At 59.9% G+C, this 17995-nt stretch carries 11 protein-coding genes, 1 tRNA gene, 2 rRNA genes, 1 pseudogene and 1 other annotated feature (1 of these 16 cut by a window edge); of the genes and pseudogenes, 7 read left to right on the plus strand and 8 right to left on the minus strand.

Features of this window, described 5'->3' with window-relative positions; genetic code table 11:
* The first annotated feature begins 10 nt into the window (after positions 1–10).
* The 3 genes from AC07Y0_RS19755 to AC07Y0_RS19765 are packed head-to-tail and all read left to right on the plus strand — an operon-like array spanning position 11 to position 4153.
* The gene (locus AC07Y0_RS19755) at positions 11–1426 is read left to right on the plus strand and encodes an aldehyde dehydrogenase family protein (RefSeq protein ID WP_498679385.1); all 1416 of its coding nucleotides are present in this window, start codon (positions 11–13) and stop codon (positions 1424–1426) included.
* Positions 1427–1451: 25 nt separating this feature from the next.
* On the plus strand, positions 1452–3083 hold the full coding sequence (locus AC07Y0_RS19760) for a thiamine pyrophosphate-dependent enzyme (RefSeq protein ID WP_498679386.1): 1632 nt from the start codon (positions 1452–1454) through the stop codon (positions 3081–3083).
* Positions 3084–3112: 29 nt separating this feature from the next.
* Positions 3113–4153: an MBL fold metallo-hydrolase gene (locus AC07Y0_RS19765; RefSeq protein ID WP_498679387.1), complete on the plus strand. Its 1041-nt coding sequence runs from the start codon at positions 3113–3115 to the stop codon at positions 4151–4153.
* Positions 4154–4210: 57 nt separating this feature from the next.
* Here the strand turns inward: AC07Y0_RS19765 and AC07Y0_RS19770 are convergent, their stop codons facing one another.
* Entirely contained in the window at positions 4211–5674 is a 1464-nt protein-coding gene (locus AC07Y0_RS19770; protein WP_498679388.1) for an FAD-binding oxidoreductase, read from the minus strand.
* A gap of 107 nt (positions 5675–5781) precedes the next feature.
* Here AC07Y0_RS19770 and AC07Y0_RS19775 point away from each other — a divergent pair, with 107 nt between their 5' ends.
* The gene (locus tag AC07Y0_RS19775; RefSeq protein ID WP_498679389.1) at positions 5782–6444 is read left to right on the plus strand and encodes a GntR family transcriptional regulator; all 663 of its coding nucleotides are present in this window, start codon (positions 5782–5784) and stop codon (positions 6442–6444) included.
* Between the two features lie 91 nt (positions 6445–6535).
* Here AC07Y0_RS19775 and AC07Y0_RS19780 read toward each other — a convergent pair whose 3' ends face one another.
* From AC07Y0_RS19780 to AC07Y0_RS19795, 4 genes are all read right to left on the minus strand, one after another.
* Positions 6536–9595 (minus strand): efflux RND transporter permease subunit, encoded by a 3060-nt coding sequence (locus AC07Y0_RS19780; RefSeq protein ID WP_498679390.1) that lies wholly within the window; start codon positions 9593–9595, stop codon positions 6536–6538.
* Entirely contained in the window at positions 9592–10614 is a 1023-nt protein-coding gene (locus AC07Y0_RS19785) for an efflux RND transporter periplasmic adaptor subunit (RefSeq protein ID WP_498679391.1), read from the minus strand. The genes AC07Y0_RS19780 and AC07Y0_RS19785 overlap by 4 nt, the downstream gene beginning before the upstream one ends.
* A 70-nt stretch (positions 10615–10684) precedes the next feature.
* On the minus strand, positions 10685–11752 hold the full coding sequence (locus AC07Y0_RS19790) for an efflux RND transporter periplasmic adaptor subunit (protein WP_498680286.1): 1068 nt from the start codon (positions 11750–11752) through the stop codon (positions 10685–10687).
* A 95-nt stretch (positions 11753–11847) separates the two neighbouring features.
* Positions 11848–12501 (minus strand): DUF3313 domain-containing protein, encoded by a 654-nt coding sequence (locus AC07Y0_RS19795; protein ID WP_498679392.1) that lies wholly within the window; start codon positions 12499–12501, stop codon positions 11848–11850.
* 174 nt (positions 12502–12675) lie between these two features.
* Between AC07Y0_RS19795 and AC07Y0_RS19800 the strand changes: the two genes are divergently transcribed.
* The 3 genes and pseudogenes from AC07Y0_RS19800 (at position 12676) to AC07Y0_RS19810 (ending at position 14895) form a co-directional block, all read left to right on the plus strand.
* Positions 12676–13227, plus strand: coding sequence for a TetR/AcrR family transcriptional regulator (locus AC07Y0_RS19800; protein ID WP_498679393.1), 552 nt, complete (start codon positions 12676–12678; stop codon positions 13225–13227).
* A gap of 50 nt (positions 13228–13277) precedes the next feature.
* A pseudogene (locus tag AC07Y0_RS19805) lies at positions 13278–13710 on the plus strand (transposase); the annotation flags it as partial.
* Positions 13559–13677: a sequence feature (AL1L pseudoknot), on the plus strand. Its footprint overlaps the pseudogene before it by 119 nt.
* Positions 13711–13795: 85 nt before the next feature.
* Positions 13796–14895 (plus strand): IS3 family transposase gene (locus AC07Y0_RS19810; protein WP_498675171.1). Its coding sequence is split into 2 segments (ribosomal slippage): positions 13796–14048 and positions 14048–14895, totalling 1101 coding nucleotides; the frame shifts between segments, so codons are not numbered across the junction.
* Positions 14896–15124: 229 nt separating this feature from the next.
* Here the strand turns inward: AC07Y0_RS19810 and AC07Y0_RS19815 are convergent.
* The 3 genes from AC07Y0_RS19815 to AC07Y0_RS19825 form a co-directional block, all read right to left on the minus strand.
* Positions 15125–15201 (minus strand) — tRNA-Met (locus AC07Y0_RS19815).
* 194 nt (positions 15202–15395) lie between these two features.
* A 5S ribosomal RNA gene (gene rrf / locus AC07Y0_RS19820) occupies positions 15396–15510 on the minus strand.
* A 237-nt stretch (positions 15511–15747) separates the two neighbouring features.
* Positions 15748–17995: ribosomal RNA gene (locus tag AC07Y0_RS19825) — 23S ribosomal RNA — on the minus strand (it continues 554 nt past the right edge of the window).

Here is a 17995-nt window from a genome sequence, read left to right on the forward strand (position 1 = left end):
GAGAATGACCATGACCTATCACCTCTACATTGCCGGAAAGCCGGTGACGACGGCCCAGAGCTTCGATGTGATCAATCCGGCAACGGGTGCCGTTGTCGCCGCATGCCCGCTGGGCACACCGGACGATGTCGACGCGGCGGTTTCTGCCGCCAAGGCGGCATTTCCCCTCTGGTCCGGCCTTGCCGATGAGGCACGCAGGGACGCGCTTGGCCGGCTTGCCGATCTGATCGAAGCCAACAGCGGCGAGCTTGCCGCTCTCGTGACAGCCGAACAGGGCAAGCCGCAGTCAGGCCCCGGCGCGCCGTTCGAGCTTGGTGGTTGCGTGGCCTGGACGCGCGTGACCCAGGGACTCGATCTGCCGGTGGAAACCCTGGTCGATACGGCCGAGGAGCGCGTGGAACTGCACCGCGTGCCGCTGGGCGTGGTGGCCTCCATCACGCCGTGGAACTGGCCGCTGATGATTGCCATCTGGCACATCATGCCGGCCATCCGTTCCGGCTGCACCGTGGTGATGAAGCCATCGCCCTTTACTCCGGTCTCAACGCTGCGTCTGGTCGAGTTGATCCACGAGGCGGGCATCCTGCCGGCCGGCGTGCTGAATGTCGTGACGGGCGATGCGGATGTCGGTGACCGCATTTCCAGCCATCCCGATATCGCCAAGATCGCCTTTACCGGCTCTACAGCCACCGGTCGGCGCATCATGGAGCGTGCAGGCGCGACGCTGAAGCGCCTGACACTGGAACTCGGTGGCAATGATGCGGGCATCATCCTGCCCGGCACGGATCTCTCCAGGCTGATGGAGCCGCTGTTCTGGGGCATTTTCATCAATGCCGGACAGACCTGCTCCTGCCTGAAACGCCTCTATGTGCATGAGGACGATTACGAGAGAGTGGCGAGTGCGCTGGCCGCCTATGTGTCAGGCGTTCCCGTCGGTGACGGCGCAGACCCCAGCACGCTGATCGGCCCTCTGTCCAACCGCATGCAATATGACAAGGTCTGCGCCTTGGTGGAGGATGCGCGGGACATGGGCGCCCGTATCCTGACCGGAGGCATGCCGAGCGAAGGTCCCGGCTATATCTACCCGCTGACGGTGATTGCGGATGCGACGGCGGGCATGCGGGTCGTCGCGGAAGAGCAGTTCGGACCGGTCATACCGCTCATCCGATACGGCGATCTCGAAGAGGCCATCACGGCTGCCAACGCGCTGGAGGTTGGCCTTGGCGCCAGCGTCTGGGGCAATGATGCGATGCAGGCCGCCGCCGTGGCAAAACGCCTCGACGCCGGCACCCGCTGGGTCAACCGGCATGGCGTGCTGAACCCGACCGTGCCGATGGGCGGCGTCAAGCAATCGGGTATCGGCGTCGAATTCGGATCGGAAGGCTTGAAGGAATATACCAGCGTCCAGATCCTCAGCATTGCAAAGTAAGCGCCCGATTGTAGGGCAAGGAGATATGATGGCCAGACTGACAACCGGAGACCTGATGACCAGGTCGTTGATTGCCAATGGTGTGGATACCGTGTTCGGCATTCCCGGCGCGCATATGTATGATTTCAACGATGCGCTGGCGCGTGAGGGCGGCAAGATCCGCTTCATCCATACCCGCCATGAGCAGGGCGCCGGCTACATGGCCTATGGCTATGCGAAATCCACCGGTCGCACGGGTGTCTATACGGTCGTGCCGGGGCCGGGTCTTCTGAATTCCGGCGCTGCCCTCTGCACGGCTTACGGCGGCAATGCGCCGGTGCTCTGCGTCACCGGCAATATCATGTCGCACCTGATCGGCCAGGGCCGCGGGCAGTTGCATGAACTTCCCGATCATCTGGGCACGCTGCGTGGCCTGACGAAATGGGCCGAGCGGATCAACCACCCGAGCGAGGCGGCAGAGGTGATGCGCCAGGCCTTTTCCGTCATGCATTCCGGTCGCAAACGCCCGGTTGGCGTGGAAGCGCCGTGGGATGTCTTCGGCATGAGCATCGAGGCGCATGAGCCGGTGGCCGCCGAGCCTTTGGCCCCGCCGCGCCCGGACCCGGATTTGGTGGAAAAAGCCGCGCAGATGATCGCCAGCGCGAAAAACCCGCTGATCATGGTCGGTTCCGGCGCCATTGATGCAAGTGCCGCGGTCTTGCGGCTGGCCGAACTTCTCCAGGCGCCGGTCACGGCCCATCGCAGCGGCAAAGGTATTGTCAGCGATGACAATGACCTGGCGATGCTGCCGCCGGCCGCCTGGAAGTTCTGGCCCCAATGCGATCTCCTGATCGGCATCGGCAGCCGGCTGGAGCTTCAGTATTTCCGCTGGCGCTGGTTCCCCAAGGGGCTGAAGGTGCTGCGGCTGGATATCGATCCGACCGAAATGGTGCGCCTGAAGCCGGATCTCGGGCTGGTGACGGATTCGAAGGCCGGGCTTGCAGCCCTCATTGCGGCGCTCGAACCAAAGCTTTCCAAACGCGAGAGCCGCACGCCGGAATACCGTGCGCTGAAAGACGAGGCCGCCGAAGCCCTGACCGGCGTTCAACCGCAGGAAGGCTACCTGAAAGCCATTCGCCGGGCACTGCCGCGCGACGGATTTTTTGTCGAGGAAGTTTCTCAGGTCGGCTTCACCGCCCGCATGTGCTTTCCGGTCTATGAACCGCGTCAGTATGTGACCTGCGGCTATCAGGACAATCTCGGTTTCGGCTTCAATACGGCACTCGGCGTCAAGGTGGCGCATCCCGACAAGGCGGTCGTTTCGATTTCCGGCGATGGCGGTTTTCTGTTTGGCGTGCAGGAACTGGCCACCGCGAGGCAGTTCGGCATCAATGTCGTGGCTGTTGTGTTCAACAACAATGCCTATGGCAATGTTCGGCGCGACCAGAGCCAGGTCTATGGCAACAGGCTGCTCGGCGCCGATCTGGTCAACCCGGATTTCGTGGCGCTGGCCCAGAGCTTCGGCGTCGAAGCCATGCGTGTGGAAACGCCGGACGAACTGGAAGCGGCATTGAGCGCCGCATTGGCATCCAATGCACCGGCGCTGATCGAAGTGCCTGTCGCAACCGGGGCGGACACATCACCCTGGCCGTTCATTCATCCGGCTGCGCCTGATTGATACACACTTCATACTCAAGGAGATTTGACATGCTGTTTGGCAGAAAACCAAAATCATCCGGCTTCAAGGCCGAGGAAATCACGCTTGACCGCCGAACATTCCTGACGCTGGGCTGCGCCTGCTGCGCCATGCTGGCGCTCAACGTGCCAGACACGGCGCTGGCCCAGTCTCCGGCGGCGGAAGCGCATCTTCAGGCTGCCAAGACCGCGGCAGGACAGGATCTCGTGTCCTATCTGCGGCTGGCCGATGTCGTGGCCCCGGTTTCGGGCCTGCCGCCGGTTGCCCCGGACGAGCTGATGAAAATGCCGACGCCAGCCCCGGCCAAGGTGTTCGACAACCTGTATTTCGTGGGCAACAAATGGGTAAGCTGCTGGGCGATCACCACCTCCGACGGCATTATCCTCATCGACGCGATGGACAATGATGACGAGGCGAAAACCATCATCGAGGCCGGGCTGAAGACCCTCGGGCTTGATCCCTCGACCATCAAGACAATCATTGTCACGCATGGCCATGGCGATCATTATGGTGGCGTCGGCTATCTGAAGGGCAAATATGGCAGCCGCGTCGTGCTGTCGGAAGCCGACTGGGTGATGATGGAAACCGGTCTGGAATTCGACCGGCCGGATTGGGGCCGCCCGCCCGCCCGCGATATCTCCGTCGTGGATGGCAGCGTCGTGGCGCTCGGCGACACGAAGATCGACATTCTGCTGACCCCCGGCCATACGCCCGGAACCATCTCATTGGCCTTTGACGTGATGGACATGGGCAAGGTCCACCGCGCCCTGCTCTGGGGAGGAACCGCTTTCAACTTCGGTCGGCGTCCCGATCGCCTGCCGCGCCTCCAGACCTATATCGATGCCACGGAACGCGTGCGCGAGCTTGCCCGCCAGCAATCGGTCGATGTGTTCATTTCCAACCATGACCTGTTCGATGGGGCCGTCGCCAAGATCGATCGTCTGAAGACGGGTGGCGCCAATCCCTTCGTCATCGGCACCGAGACGACAGTGCGGGCCCTGACCGTCATGAACGAAAGCGCCAAGGCGACGTTCGAGGTCTGGAAGGCCTAAAGACTATTGTGATCGACCAGCCCGGACCCGTTTGGTCCGGGCAGGTCCTTTGCCTCTTCAGATGAGCATCTTGCCCGGATTGAGAATGTTCTTCGGGTCGAGCGCCTGCTTGATCGAGCGCATCATGGCAACCTGCGCCGGCTCCTTGCGGGCCTTCAGAAGTGCTGCCTTGCTCTGGCCGATGCCGTGTTCGGCGCTGAAGGAGCCGTTGAGTTCACCGAGCAGGTCAAAGGCAAATTCCGTCATCTGCGCAAGCGGCAGGCTGTCCCAGCTGGCCGGGTCTGCCGCGCTGATGGCGTAATGCAGGTTGCCGTCTCCCAGATGCCCGATGGTCAACGGGCGGAAACCCAGCTCTGCGGCCTTCTCGTCCATGATGCGCACGAAATCGGCGACACGCGAGAGCGGCAGCGCCACATCGAGGTGATAGGCCGGTCCATGGGCATTGATGGATTCGAGAACGGATTCGCGCAATTTCCAGAGGGCGGCGCGCTGGCTGTCGGAGGTGGCAAACATGGCATCCAGAACCAGTCCGGTTTCCATGAGATCGGCAAGCACGATCATCAGCCCTTCCTGCAGGGCCTTGCCACCATCGCTTGCCTCCTGTGCATCATCCATGCGGCTGGACGCGACTTCGAGCAGGATGCCGACCTCGGCCGCATCGGCCAGGGGCTGGCGGACTTGCGGGACATGCTTGAGGATGATCTCGACCACCGGCTGCGGCACATATTCGAAGGCTTCCACCGTATTGCCCAGCCTGTCCTGAACGATATTGAGGATCTCCAGCGCCGCCGACAGCGATGCTGCCGACAGAAAGGCCGTGGCGCGCACCTTCGGCTGCGGGTAAAGCTTCAGCACGGCGCCGGTGATGATGCCAAGCGTGCCTTCTGCGCCGATCAATAGGTTCTTGAGATCATAGCCGGTATTGTCCTTGCGAAGCCCGGTCAGTCCGTTGACGATGCTGCCATCGGCGAGCACGGCTTCGATGCCGAGGCACAGGTCGCGCGTATTGCCATAGCGCACGACATTCGAGCCGCCGGCATTGGTCGACAGATTGCCGCCGATCATGGCGCTGCCGCGCGCGCCGAACATCAGCGGGAAAATGAGGTCGTGTTCCTGAACGGCATTCTGTAGCGTCTCCAGGATCACGCCGGCATCCACCGTTGCCGTGCGGGCACCGGTATCGATGGAGCGGATGTGGTTCATGCGTGACAGGGACAGGATGACAGAGGTCTGGCCATCCGATGGAACACCCCCGCCGCAAATGCCGGTGTTGCCGCTTTGCGGTACGATCGCGATATCTTGTGCGGCACAAAGCTTGACCACCTGCGCCACATCCCGCGTCGTTGAAGGCCGGATGACGGCCAGCGCCTTGCCTCTATATTTGCCTGTCCAATCCACAGTATAGCTTGCGGTGGACTGTTCTCCCGTTAAGACATTGCCGTCGCCTACGATGCGTCGGCAGGCAGTCAGAAAATCGGAATGATCCGTCTGGCGTTCGTTCGACTGTATGGCAGCGGTCATATAGGGCCTCTTGTGCCGGCACTTGTCAGTCGGCTGATCGTTGTGGTGAACGTAACATGTTACATGGTAGTGTGACTGTCAAGGCAACCTCGGACTGGGGTGGGGGAATGATGAAGGCAATCGAGATTCCGAAGTCGCTGATCGAAGAGACGACCGCGCGCATTCGCGAAGCGATCCTGAGCGGCGAGTTGCCGCTAGGCTCTAAGCTCTCCGAACAAAGGCTAGCCGACATGCTAGGTGTCAGTCGCTCTCCCGTCGCCCAGGCGCTGGCGATCCTGAAGACGGAAGGGCTGGTCGAGGTCTATCCGAAGCGCGGCAGCTACGTGTACATGCCCGACGCACGCGATGTGAGCGAACTTTGCGAATATCGCTCTATTCTGGAAACCGCAGCCCTGACGCTGTCGCTGGAACGCCAGATGGAAGCATTGCTCGCCAGCTTGCGCGCAGCACTGCAGGCCATGGAAACAGCATTGCGAGCCAATGATCTGCAGGCCTATTCCCGCCATGACATGGCATTTCACCTTGCATTCCTGACGCATTGCGCAAACAGCCGGCTGGAACTGGCCTATGCCCGCACGATCGGCTTGGTGATTGGCGTACGCACCCATGTGTTCCAGTCGGGGAGCTCGCATTCCAAGCGGTCGATGGCTGAACATCACCAGATTTTTGCAGCCTGCGAGGCTGGGGACCACCGTGAAGCCTGCCGGTTGCTGGAGATGCACATTCACCGCCTCGACGAGGACTTTACCCGCTCGATGGCCGATAGCTGATCACCCGTTCTGGCTATGCCCGGAAGCGCTACAGGTGTTCTTCCTCCTGAAGATCTGACGTTCCGGCTGCTGTTTCCGGTTGACGAAGCGATCAGGCGGAAGTTGTTTCATTTGCCTCGACTAGTATGCGGAACCAGGTCACATAGAGGGCCGGCAGGAACAGCAGCGTGAGCAGGGTTCCGACGACGATGCCTCCCATCATCGCATAGGCCATGGGTCCCCAGAAGATTTCGTGGGCAATCGGGATGAGGCCGAGCGTGGCGGCTGCTGCGGTCAGCATGATTGGCCGCATCCGGTGTTCGGTCGCCTCGATCACGGCCTTGAAAGGCGACACGCCTTCCCCCCGCAAATGCTCGATCTGCACGATCAGGATGACCGAATTGCGAATGAGGATGCCGACCAGCGCCAGAATGCCCAGAATGGCGACGAAACCGAGCGGTGCGCGGCTGAGCACGAGTGCGGCCACCACGCCGACCAGCGCAAGGGGGGCAATCGAGAACACCAGAAACAGCCGGTGGAAGCTCTGCAACTGGATCATCAACAGGGTTGCCATGACAAACAACATGACAGGCACGACCTGGATGATCGGCGCCTGCGATTGCGCGCTCTGCTCGACTGCGCCGCCGACCGCGACGATGTAGTCGTCCGGGAGTTCCTTGACGAAGGCATTGATCTTCGGCTGCAATTCTTTGACCACTGTTGCCGGCTGCTTTGGTCCGACAACGCCTGCCTTCAGCGTGATGGTCGGGATGCGGTTGCGGCGTGAAATGCTCGGCTGTTCCAGATCGTAGTGGAAGGTCGCGACAGACGAGAGCGGAATGGACTGCCCGGAACTGTTGGGGATCTGCAGGTTCAGCAGTGTGTCGACGGACGAGCGGTCGCTATCTTGCGCACGCCCGACGACATTGACGAGGTAAATGCCATCGCGAACCTGCGTCACGTTGGTGCCTTGCACGACACCGTTCAAGACATTGGCGATATCCTGAGAGGTGACGCCGAGTTCGCGGGCCTTATCCTGCAGGACCTCCATCTTGACGACGCGGGCCGGTTCATTCCAGTCCATGACGATGCTGGCAAGCGACGGGTCTTCACCCATCAGGGTTGCGAGCCTGAGGGCATGGTCACGCACTTCAATGGGGTCCGGCCCCGAAAGACGATACTGGACAGGTTTGCCGACCGGCGGGCCGATATCGAGAAGTTTCACGAAGGCGTCGGTGCCGGGGAAAGTTGTCTTGAGATAAGCCTGCAGATCGGTCCTGATCCGGTCCCGGGCTTCCAGGCTCTTGGTGACGATCACGGTCTGCCCGAACGCCGGCGAGGGGTCCTGGACATCGTAGGAGAGGATGAAGCGCGGTGCGCCCTGGCCGACATAGCTTGACCAGTGATCGATATCCGGGTTGCCGGCCAGCTTGTCCGTTTCGAATTTCGCCATCTGCCGGCCGGTTTCAGTAATCGTGCTGTTCTGCGGCAGGTTCCAGTCGATGATCAGTTCCGGGCGGTCGGAGCTGGGAAAGAACTGCTGCTGTACCGCAGACAGGCCAATGATGGATGTCGCAAACAGCGCAAGGGTAGCGATGATCGTCGGCCAGCGCCAGCGCAGGCAGAAACGCAGTGCGACGGAAAAGACCCGTTCGATGCGCCCCTTGTGATTGTGATGCTTCTTGAGCGTCTTCGGCAGGATCGTGACGCCGAGAAGCGGCGTAAAGACGACGGCTACCACCCAGGAGGCAAGCAGGGAGGTTGCCAGCACCACGAACAAAGTGAAGGTGAATTCGCCGGCGCTGCTGCTGTTGAAGGCAATCGGCAGGAAGCCTGCCACGGTAACCAGGGTACCGGTCAGCATGGGAAAGGCGGTCGATGTGTAGACATAGGTTGCCGCCTTGCGCAGGCTGTCGCCCACTTCCATGCGGGCGATCATCATCTCGACGGCGATCATCGCATCATCGACCAGAAGGCCGAGCGCAATGATCAGCGCGCCAAGCGAGATGCGCTGCAGCGAAATGCCGGAATACTGCATCACCAGGAAGGTGATGGCGAGAACGAGGGGGATGGAAATGGCCACGACCAGGCCGGCCCGGATGCCAAGGCTGATGAAGCTGATGGCCAGAACGATGACGACGGCCTCAAACAATGCGCGGGTAAAGCCGGAAACAGCCTCTTCCACCACGGCCGGCTGATCGGAGACATGCGAGATGGATACGCCGACCGGCATCTGCTGGGCGATCCGGTCAACCTTGGCATCCAGCGCATTGCCAAAGGCGAGCAGATTTGCCCCCGGCTTCATGCCGATAGCAAATCCAATGGCCGGTTGGCCGTTGTAGCGGAACAGCGATGTCGCGGGATCGACATAGCCGCGCCTGATCTCGGCAACATCGGTCAGCGGAAAGAACCGGTCATTGACCCGCAGATTGACGGCCTTCAGGCTCTCTTCCGAGGTGAAGCTGCCGCCCACGCGCAGCGCGATCCGCTCCGGTCCCGATTGCATCATGCCGGATTGGGTAACGGCATTCTGGGCCTGTAGGGTGGAGATGACGATCGAGCTGTCGATGCCGAGCGCTGCCAGTTTCTGCGGCGAGAATTCGAGATAGATGACCTCGTCTTGCGCGCCGATGACATCCACCTTGCCGACATCGGGCACAGCCAGGATTTTTGTGCGGGCATCCTCGACCCGATCGCGCAGTTCGCGCTGGCTGAGGCCGCGGGAGGTGAAGGCATAGATATTCCCGTAAACGTCGCCGAACTTGTCATTGAAGAAGGGGCCTTGCACGCCGGTCGGGAAGTTGCCGCGGATGTCGCTGATCATGTTGCGCACGACAAGCCATGTCGGGGCAACGTCCTTTGCCTTTGTCGAGGCCAGCAGGTTGACGAAGACCGTTGTCTGGCCGGCCTGGGTGACGCTGCGCGTATAATCGAGCGAGGCCAGTTCCTGGAGCTTCTTCTCGATCCGGTCGGTGACCTGCTCTGTCACTTCCTCGGCGGAGGCGCCCGGCCATTGCGCCTGGATGACCATCGTCTTGACCGTGAAGGAGGGGTCTTCTTCGCGGCCAAGCTGCAGATAGGCAAACATGCCGGCCAGCGAAAAGGCGATCATGAAGTACCAGACGATGGAGCGATGCTCGAGCGCCCAGTCCGAGAGATTGAACTTGTTCACGTGCGGCGTTCCTGTCCGAGTTTGACGATTTGCCCATCCTTGATCTGATCTACGCCAGCGGCGACGACGCGGTCGCCAAGCGACAGTCCAGACTTGACCGTCACGAGCAAAGTTTGACCTGCTGGCGACGCGATGCCGATCTCGGTCTTGCGTACGGCATTGGAGGCGGTGTCGATCAGCCAGACAAAATGCTTGTCGTCCTCATCGAAGACGGCGGAGACCGGCAGGCGAATGTCTTCTGACTGGGCATCGGCCGAGAAGCGAACCGTGACGACTGAGCCAAGCCGGAAAGAGGGTGGCGCCTGGTCGACAGCGATCTTGACCCGATAGGTGCGCGTCGTTGCATCCGCCTCCGGTGCGATTTCCCGCAGGGTTCCGCGCGTCGAGATGGTCGGGTCAAGCTGCAGCTCCACGGAAATATCGGGGGCTGCGCGGATGGGCGTAAGCAGTGCTTCCGGCACATCGACCAGGACGTCGCGCTGTTCGAGGCCGGCCAGCGTCAGCACTGTCTGGCCAACAGCCACGGTCTGGCCGACATTTGCAGCCGTTGCGGTGATGGCGCCATCGAAATCGGCTTTGAGCGTCGTATAGGTTAGCTGCTCGCGCGCCTTGTCGAGGCTGGAATTTGCCCGGTCGAGGTTCGCCTGCGCGGCAATCAGCGACTGCTCTGCCACTTCGAGATCGGCCTGGCTTGCACTCTTGCTGGTCACCAGGATCTGGTTTCTCTCAGCAACGGTCTGCGCATTCTGAAGCTGTGCTTGCGCCGAGCGCACTTCCGCTTCCGCACTGCGCATGGAGAGCTTGAGGGCCAGTGGATCGAGGGCCATCAGGATGTCGCCCTTGCGCACGATATCGCCCAGCCTGACGTTTCGTGAGATGACCCGCCCCAACGTCCGGAAGGCAAGATCGGCTTCCACTCGGGGCTGGATCTTGCCGGCGAAATCGAGAAGGCCGCTGTGTTCGGCTCTCGCGGTGACCCAGAGAACCGAGCGTGCCTCTGCATCCTGGGCGCGCGGCATGCTCGATTGCAGGAGAAATGCCATGACGGCGAGCGAGATGGTGGTCAATTTTCGATGGTGATGCAACGGATCAGCCCTCCCATGTCAGCGTTTCGTTGGGCCTGATAATCTTGCCACCTTCCGTCACCACCAGATCGCCGGGCGTAAGCCCATCGGCGACGATGAAATCTCCAGACCTGTAGAGCGCGATCTTGATGGGCCGAAGGGTTGCGGTGCGGCTCTCCTTGTCGATGACCCAGACTGCCGGCTTGCCGTCCAGCGAGGACATTGCGCTCCAGGGCAGAGCCGCGCCCTTGTCCTGCGCGGCGAGGAACGCGCCGAGGATCGGCGTTCCAAGCGGCCATGTCGCCTCGTTCGGCAGTGTCAGCTTGACCTGGATCGTGCCGGTGTTCGGATCGATGACCGGCGAGGTTTCGCGAATGACCGCACTTGCCCTTTGTGTCGGCGCGCTTATCGCCCAGACATCGACATTCTGCGAGGGTTCGCCCTTCAGGAAAAACGCTTCATAGACATTGAAGACGGCGTCCCGCGGCCCGTCATGGGCGATGGTGAGTGCCGCCTGGGCTGCGGATACCACCGAACCCACCTCGACATTTCGGGCCGTGATGATGCCGTCCGCATCGGCGCGCAAGGTGGTGTAGGAGAGCGAGTCCTTTGCGGAGGCGAGCGTGGCTTCGGCAGATTCCAGCGTTGCCTGGCTGGTTGCCAGGTGCTGCTGCGCCTGGTCGAACACCTGTTGCGCAATGGCCTGCGTGTCCAGAAGTGTCCGGTAGCGCTGATAGGCCAGCGTCTTCTGCTTCACATCTGCCTGGGCCGCCCGCAGCGAGGCCTCGGCAATCTGCACATCGGCCTGCTGTTCTGTATCGTCCAGTCGCAAGAGCAGGTCGCCCGCCTTCACATGCGCCCCAACGTCAATGCGCCGCTCGATCACCTTGCCGCTGACCCGAAACGCAAGATCCGCCTGAACGCGGGCTTGAACCTCGCCGGTAATCGTCGCGACAGGCTGGTAATTGGTTACCGACACGGAGACGGCTCGCACCGGCTGTGGCTGTGGCTGTGGCTGGGTCTGGGCCTGTCCCGCTTCCCGGTCGCAGCCGGCCAGCGGCAGAATGGCCATCATCAGCAGCATCGGCCGCAACCGGGTTCGCAAAGGCCCGTGGCGTTGCACCTTTGGTGAGAGCCCATCACATTGCGGCGCCGGACGGCGCATCGCGCGGCGGCGATTGAGCTTTATCACGGTGTACTCTCCGTCATGACTTTGGCAAAGCTCCTGGCACCATGTTCGATGCCCGCTTTCGCTGCTGCCAAGGGTGTGAAACCTGCGGCTATGTTGAGAGCGTCCGCACTCCGATGAGCGACCTCGGCGTAGAGGATGTCGCCACTCTGGGCGTCCCGAGCCTCGACTGCGTAGACAACCGAACCGGTGAAAGTGCCGTGCCTGCCTGCTATCTGAGCGCCTGCATTGACGACGATCCCGACAGGCAGGGCATGCGTTATTGTCGACAAAGCCGCATTGCTTTTGCGAGCATCAATCAGGGTCAATTGCACCATCAATGTTCTTGATCCTGGCGCGGCGACGATCCGGAATCTTTGCGACAAGGCGGATGTGAACTGCCGCTGCAGCTCGTCGGTAAGCTGCAGCGCTTCAGCGGGCAGCAGCGAGGCCGAGGACGAGTCGACCGCGGACTTCACAGGCGCCATCAACACGCTGTCATAGGTGGTAAAATTGATGCCCGGTCGACGATAGTGATAGGGCGTATCCGTGACACGTGTCGGCCTTAACAGTGCCGATGATGCGAGGTTGGTAGGCCGAGGCGTGACCGTGGCGCAGGCGCTCAGCAGCACCATCATCATTCCTAGCGGAAACCATGGCAGGGTGGCGCGCATTTCAACTCCGTCTGGCATTTTGGGCGTTTGCCCGGGGCTTCAGAAACATGCTGGACTAATCAAGTCAACATCCGTTGACTCTATTTGTCAACATCTGTTGACTTGAATTGTCAACGGATGTTGATAGCTTCAAAATGGTCGGCGGGTGTGGACCTGCAATGGAGGATTTGGGCTATGGGGGAACGGCAAAAGAAGTCTCCGCCAAAGGAGCCGGCAAGAGACCGTATTCTTCGATGTGCGACCGCGAGATTTTCAACGCAGTCCTACGAGACGACGGGTTTGCGGGAGATTGCGGCTGATGCGGGCGCTGACGTCGCCTGGGTCCACCGATGCTTTGGCTCGAAAGAAAAGCTCTTTGAGGAATGTGTGCGCGTGTCACTAGCGTCTGACACCGTGCTGTCCGACGTCGAGCCTGACAAGTTCGACCGCCTGTTTGAGCAGGTGGTGCGGAATCGGGCGCCGGGCGAACTCCGCCTCATCGATATCTTTGTGCGATCTTTGTCCAGCCCCGAAGCCGCGACTGTTATCAGGGACATCACAAATTCGATGGTTGTCCCGCCGCTTGTCAAAGCCGCTGGTCAGGGATCTGAGGCGAAGGTTGCACTGACATTGTCGATGCTGTTCGGCTTCGCGATCCTGCGCGACGTGGTTGGGTTGGATGCTCTCAGGAACGCGGAGCCGAACGTTATGAAAAGGCTTTTGATGAATGCCTGTGAGATCAACTGAGCCGCGCCGGGTTTGCCGGAGGCTCCAACGTCTGAGAAAATGGGGCCGATATGATCAAGACGACGAACAAATTTTCACCTGAAGTCCGCGCCCGTGCGGTGCGGATGGTTTTGGATCACCAAGGCGAATATTCCTCGCGATGGGCAGCGGTTTCCTCGATCGCCGCCAAGATCGGCTGCACGGCGCAGACGCTCAATGAATGGGTGAAGAAGGCGGAAGTGGACGATGGTTCCCGGCTTGGGCTCCCAAGCGAAGTCGCCGAGAAGATGAGGGCTCTGGAGCGGGAGAACCGCGAGCTTCGGCAGGTCAATGAAATGCTGCGCAAAGCGTCCGCATATTTCGCTATGGCGGAGCTCGACCGCCCATTGAAGCGCTGATCTCCTTTATCGACGAACACCGCTCGGTGTTCGGGGTCGAGCCGTTTCTCACAGGCTGCTGCCGATTGCCCCATCAACCTACTACGAGAACGTTGCCAAACGCCTAGACGTGTGACCTGAGACCCACTGACCTGAGACCCTGAACTTCCTCCAGAATTTGGTAGAGTCCGTCACATCAAGGAGACGGACGAATGAAGCGTTCACGGTTCACGGAAGAACAGATCATCGGAATATTGAAGGAGCAGGAGGCGGGCGCGAAGACAGTCGATGTCTGCCGCAGGCACGGCATCTCGGATGCAACCTTCTACAAATACAAGGCGAAGTACGGCGGCATGGACGTGTCCGATGCCCGCAAGCTGAAGGCGCTCGAGGACGAGAACGCCAAGCTGAAGAAGCTGCTCGCCGAGGCCATGCTGGACAATGCGATCCTGAAGGATGTCGCTGCAAAAAAATGGTGACGCCCGATGTGAAGCGGAATGCGGTGGCTCACGTCTGTGCGCAGCACGGGGTGAGCCAGCGTCGGGCGTGCGAGGTTCTATCGGTGGATCGTTCGAGCATGCGATATCGGAGCGTGCGGCCGGACGATGCGTCCATCCGCGAGGCGATGAAGAAGGTGGCGTCCGAGCGTCGTCGCTTCGGCTATCGCCGTATCCACGTGATGCTCGACCGGCAGGGGATCGTCATGAACCTGAAGAAGCTTCGACGTCTCTATCGGGAGGAGAAGCTGACGGTGCGCAAGCGCGGCGGCCGAAAGCGGGCCTTGGGGACGAGACGTCCTTTGGCTCTGCCGTCGCGTCCGGGCGAGCGCTGGAGCCTGGACTTCGTCAGCGATGCCTTCACCGACGGCCGCCGGTTCCGTGTTCTGGCGGTGGTCGACGACTTCACCCGTGAATGCCTGTGCCTGGTCGCCGACACATCCCTGTCGGGGGCACGGCTTGCCCGCGAACTGGATAGTCTCATCGCCAGACGGGGAAAGCCGAGGACGATTGTCTCGGACAACGGCACGGAGATGACCAGTATGGCCATCCTCAAATGGTGCCAGGAAGCAAAGGTCGAATGGCACTACATCGCCCCAGGCAAGCCGATGCAGAACGGCTTCGTCGAAAGCTTCAACGGCAGCTTCCGTGACGAGTGCCTCAACGAGACCCTGTTCTCGTCGCTCACTCAGGCCCGAGCCGCCATCAACGCATGGAAGGAGGATTACAACAGGAGCAGACCCCACTCGTCGCTGGGCAATATCACCCCCAGCGAGTTCGCAATGAAAATGGCTATGGAAAAACAGGCCGCATGAGGCCAGATTAAAAACCCAAGACTCTCCCGAAAACTGGAGGGAAAGTGGGTCTCAGGTCACAGGGCAAGATCGCCATCAGGCACTGGACGAGGCAGATAATTGACAGTGCCACGGCTGAAGCCGAGGAGCTTCGCCTGTGCGCTGGCCTGCTTCCCTGCCAGCTTAGGCCGGCTTAAACGGCAAAAACCGCCCGGGTTAGACCGAGGCGGTTATTGATTTATGTTTGAACTGGTTGCGGGGGCAGGATTTGAACCTGCGGCCTTCAGGTTATGAGCCTGACGAGCTACCGGGCTGCTCCACCCCGCGTTATTGTTCGAGCGCCGGTCATTGGCCGGTTTTATGTTTTGCCGGTCCTCGAAGGCTTTTGCCTTCTGCGGGTCGGCTGGGGGTGCTCCACCCCGCGTTATTGTATGAATGCAAAAAGGCCGCTTGATGCGGCCCTTTGGTTTCGGCAGGGCCGATTGGTTGTGATGAGAAGATGTTTGTTTTGCGCTTAGCAGACCTGGCAGCGACCTACTCTCCCGCGTCTTGAGACGAAGTACCATTGGCGCTGGGGCGTTTCACGGCCGTGTTCGGAATGGGAACGGGTGCGGCCGCCCCGCCATGACCACCAGGTCGGCTAAGGGCAAAACATTGAGAAGCTGGTAGAGGCTTTCGCCTCGTTTGTCTTTTGTGAACACGTCTTTTTTCTTCTGATCGGGCGTCGGAGCGAAGCTCCGCAAGGCCAAGCGGCCGTCGCACCTGATGGTGCGGCCCGTCCGGAGCGAAGCGGCAAAGCCACGACAGCGTCAGGACAGAAGAACAGCATCATCATCGCGCCTTGAGGCGCGCTGATGAGCATGGTCAATGAGAACGATCAAGCCAATCGAGCTATTAGTACCGGTAAGCTTCATGCATTACTGCACTTCCACACCCGGCCTATCAACGTGGTCGTCTTCCACGGCTCTGATAGGGAACACTCGTTTTCAGGTTGGTTTCCCGCTTAGATGCCTTCAGCGGTTATCCATTCCATATATAGCTACCCTGCTATGCCGTTGGCACGACAACAGGTCCACCAGAGATATGTCCATCCCGGTCCTCTCGTACTAGGGACAGATCCTGTCAATATTCCTACACCCACGGCAGATAGGGACCGAACTGTCTCACGACGTTCTGAACCCAGCTCACGTACCGCTTTAATTGGCGAACAGCCAAACCCTTGGGACCTGCTCCAGCCCCAGGATGCGATGAGCCGACATCGAGGTGCCAAACAACCCCGTCGATATGGACTCTTGGGGGTCATCAGCCTGTTATCCCCGGCGTACCTTTTATCCGTTGAGCGATGGCCCTTCCACGCGGGACCACCGGATCACTATGACCGACTTTCGTCTCTGCTCGACTTGTCAGTCTCGCAGTCAGGCGGGCTTATGCCATTGCACTCGACGACCGATTTCCGACCGGTCTGAGCCCACCATCGCGCGCCTCCGTTACTCTTTCGGAGGCGACCGCCCCAGTCAAACTACCCACCATACACTGTCCCGGATCCGGATAACGGACCGCGGTTAGACATCCATGACGATAAGGGTGGTATTTCAAGGATGGCTCCACAGAAACTGGCGTCCCTGCTTCAAAGCCTACCACCTATCCTACACATGCCGACACGAATGCCAGTGTAAAGCTATAGTAAAGGTGCACGGGGTCTTTCCGTCTGACCGCAGGAACCCCGCATCTTCACGGGGAATTCAATTTCACTGAGTCTATGCTGGAGACAGCGGGGAAGTCGTTACGCCATTCGTGCAGGTCGGAACTTACCCGACAAGGAATTTCGCTACCTTAGGACCGTTATAGTTACGGCCGCCGTTTACTGGGGCTTCGATTCAAAGCTTGCACCTCTCCTCTTAACCTTCCAGCACCGGGCAGGCGTCAGACCCTATACGTCGTCTTGCGACTTCGCAGAGCCCTGTGTTTTTGATAAACAGTCGCTACCCCCTGGTCTGTGCCACCCTCACATACTTGCGTACATAAGGGTCACGCTTCTTCCGAAGTTACGCGTGCAATTTGCCGAGTTCCTTCAGCATAGTTCTCTCAAGCGCCTTGGTATACTCTACCTGACCACCTGTGTCGGTTTCGGGTACGGTCTATAGGGTGGAGCTATTTCCTGGAACCGCTCCACCGCACATTCAATCCAATAAGAATGTACGATTTGTGCGATCCGTCACTACCACCAGGCCCACGAATATTAACGTGGTTCCCATCGACTACGCATTTCTGCCTCATCTTAGGGGCCGGCTAACCCTGCTCAGATTAACTTTAAGCAGGAACCCTTGGTCTTTCGGCGAGGGAGTCTCTCACTCCCTTTATCGTTACTCATGTCAACATTCGCACTTCCGATACCTCCAGGGCCCCTCACAGGTACCCCTTCACAGGCTTACGGAACGCTCCGCTACCACACGTCTTGCGACGTATCCTCAGCTTCGGTGCATGGCTTTAGCCCCGTTACATTTTCGGCGCAAAGACCCTTATTTAGACCAGTGAGCTGTTACGCTTTCTTTAAATGATGGCTGCTTCTAAGCCAACATCCTGGTTGTTTTGGGATCCTCACATCCTTTCCCACTTAGCCATGACTTGGGGACCTTAGCTGGAGGTCAGGGTTGTTGCCCTCTTCACGACGGACGTTAGCACCCGCCGTGTGTCTGCCGACTAGTACTCCTCGGTATTCGGAGTTTGGTTAGGATCAGTAAGACGGTGAGTCCCCATAGCCCATCCAGTGCTCTACCCCCGAGGGTATTCGGTCGACGCACTACCTAAATAGTTTTCGCGGAGAACCAGCTATTTCCGAGTTTGATTGGCCTTTCACCCCTAGCCACAAGTCATCCCAATCTATTGCAACAGATGCGGGTTCGGTCCTCCAGTTGGTGTTACCCAACCTTCAACCTGCTCATGGCTAGATCACTCGGTTTCGGGTCTAATGCAACTAACTATGGTCGCCCTATTCAGACTCGCTTTCGCTGCGCCTACACCTACCGGCTTAAGCTTGCTAGTTACACTAAGTCGTTGACCCATTATACAAAAGGTACGCCGTCAGGCTTGCGCCCTCCGACTGTTTGTAGGCAACCGGTTT

The sequence above is a fragment of the Allorhizobium sp. GW101-3B10 genome (assembly GCF_059424725.1).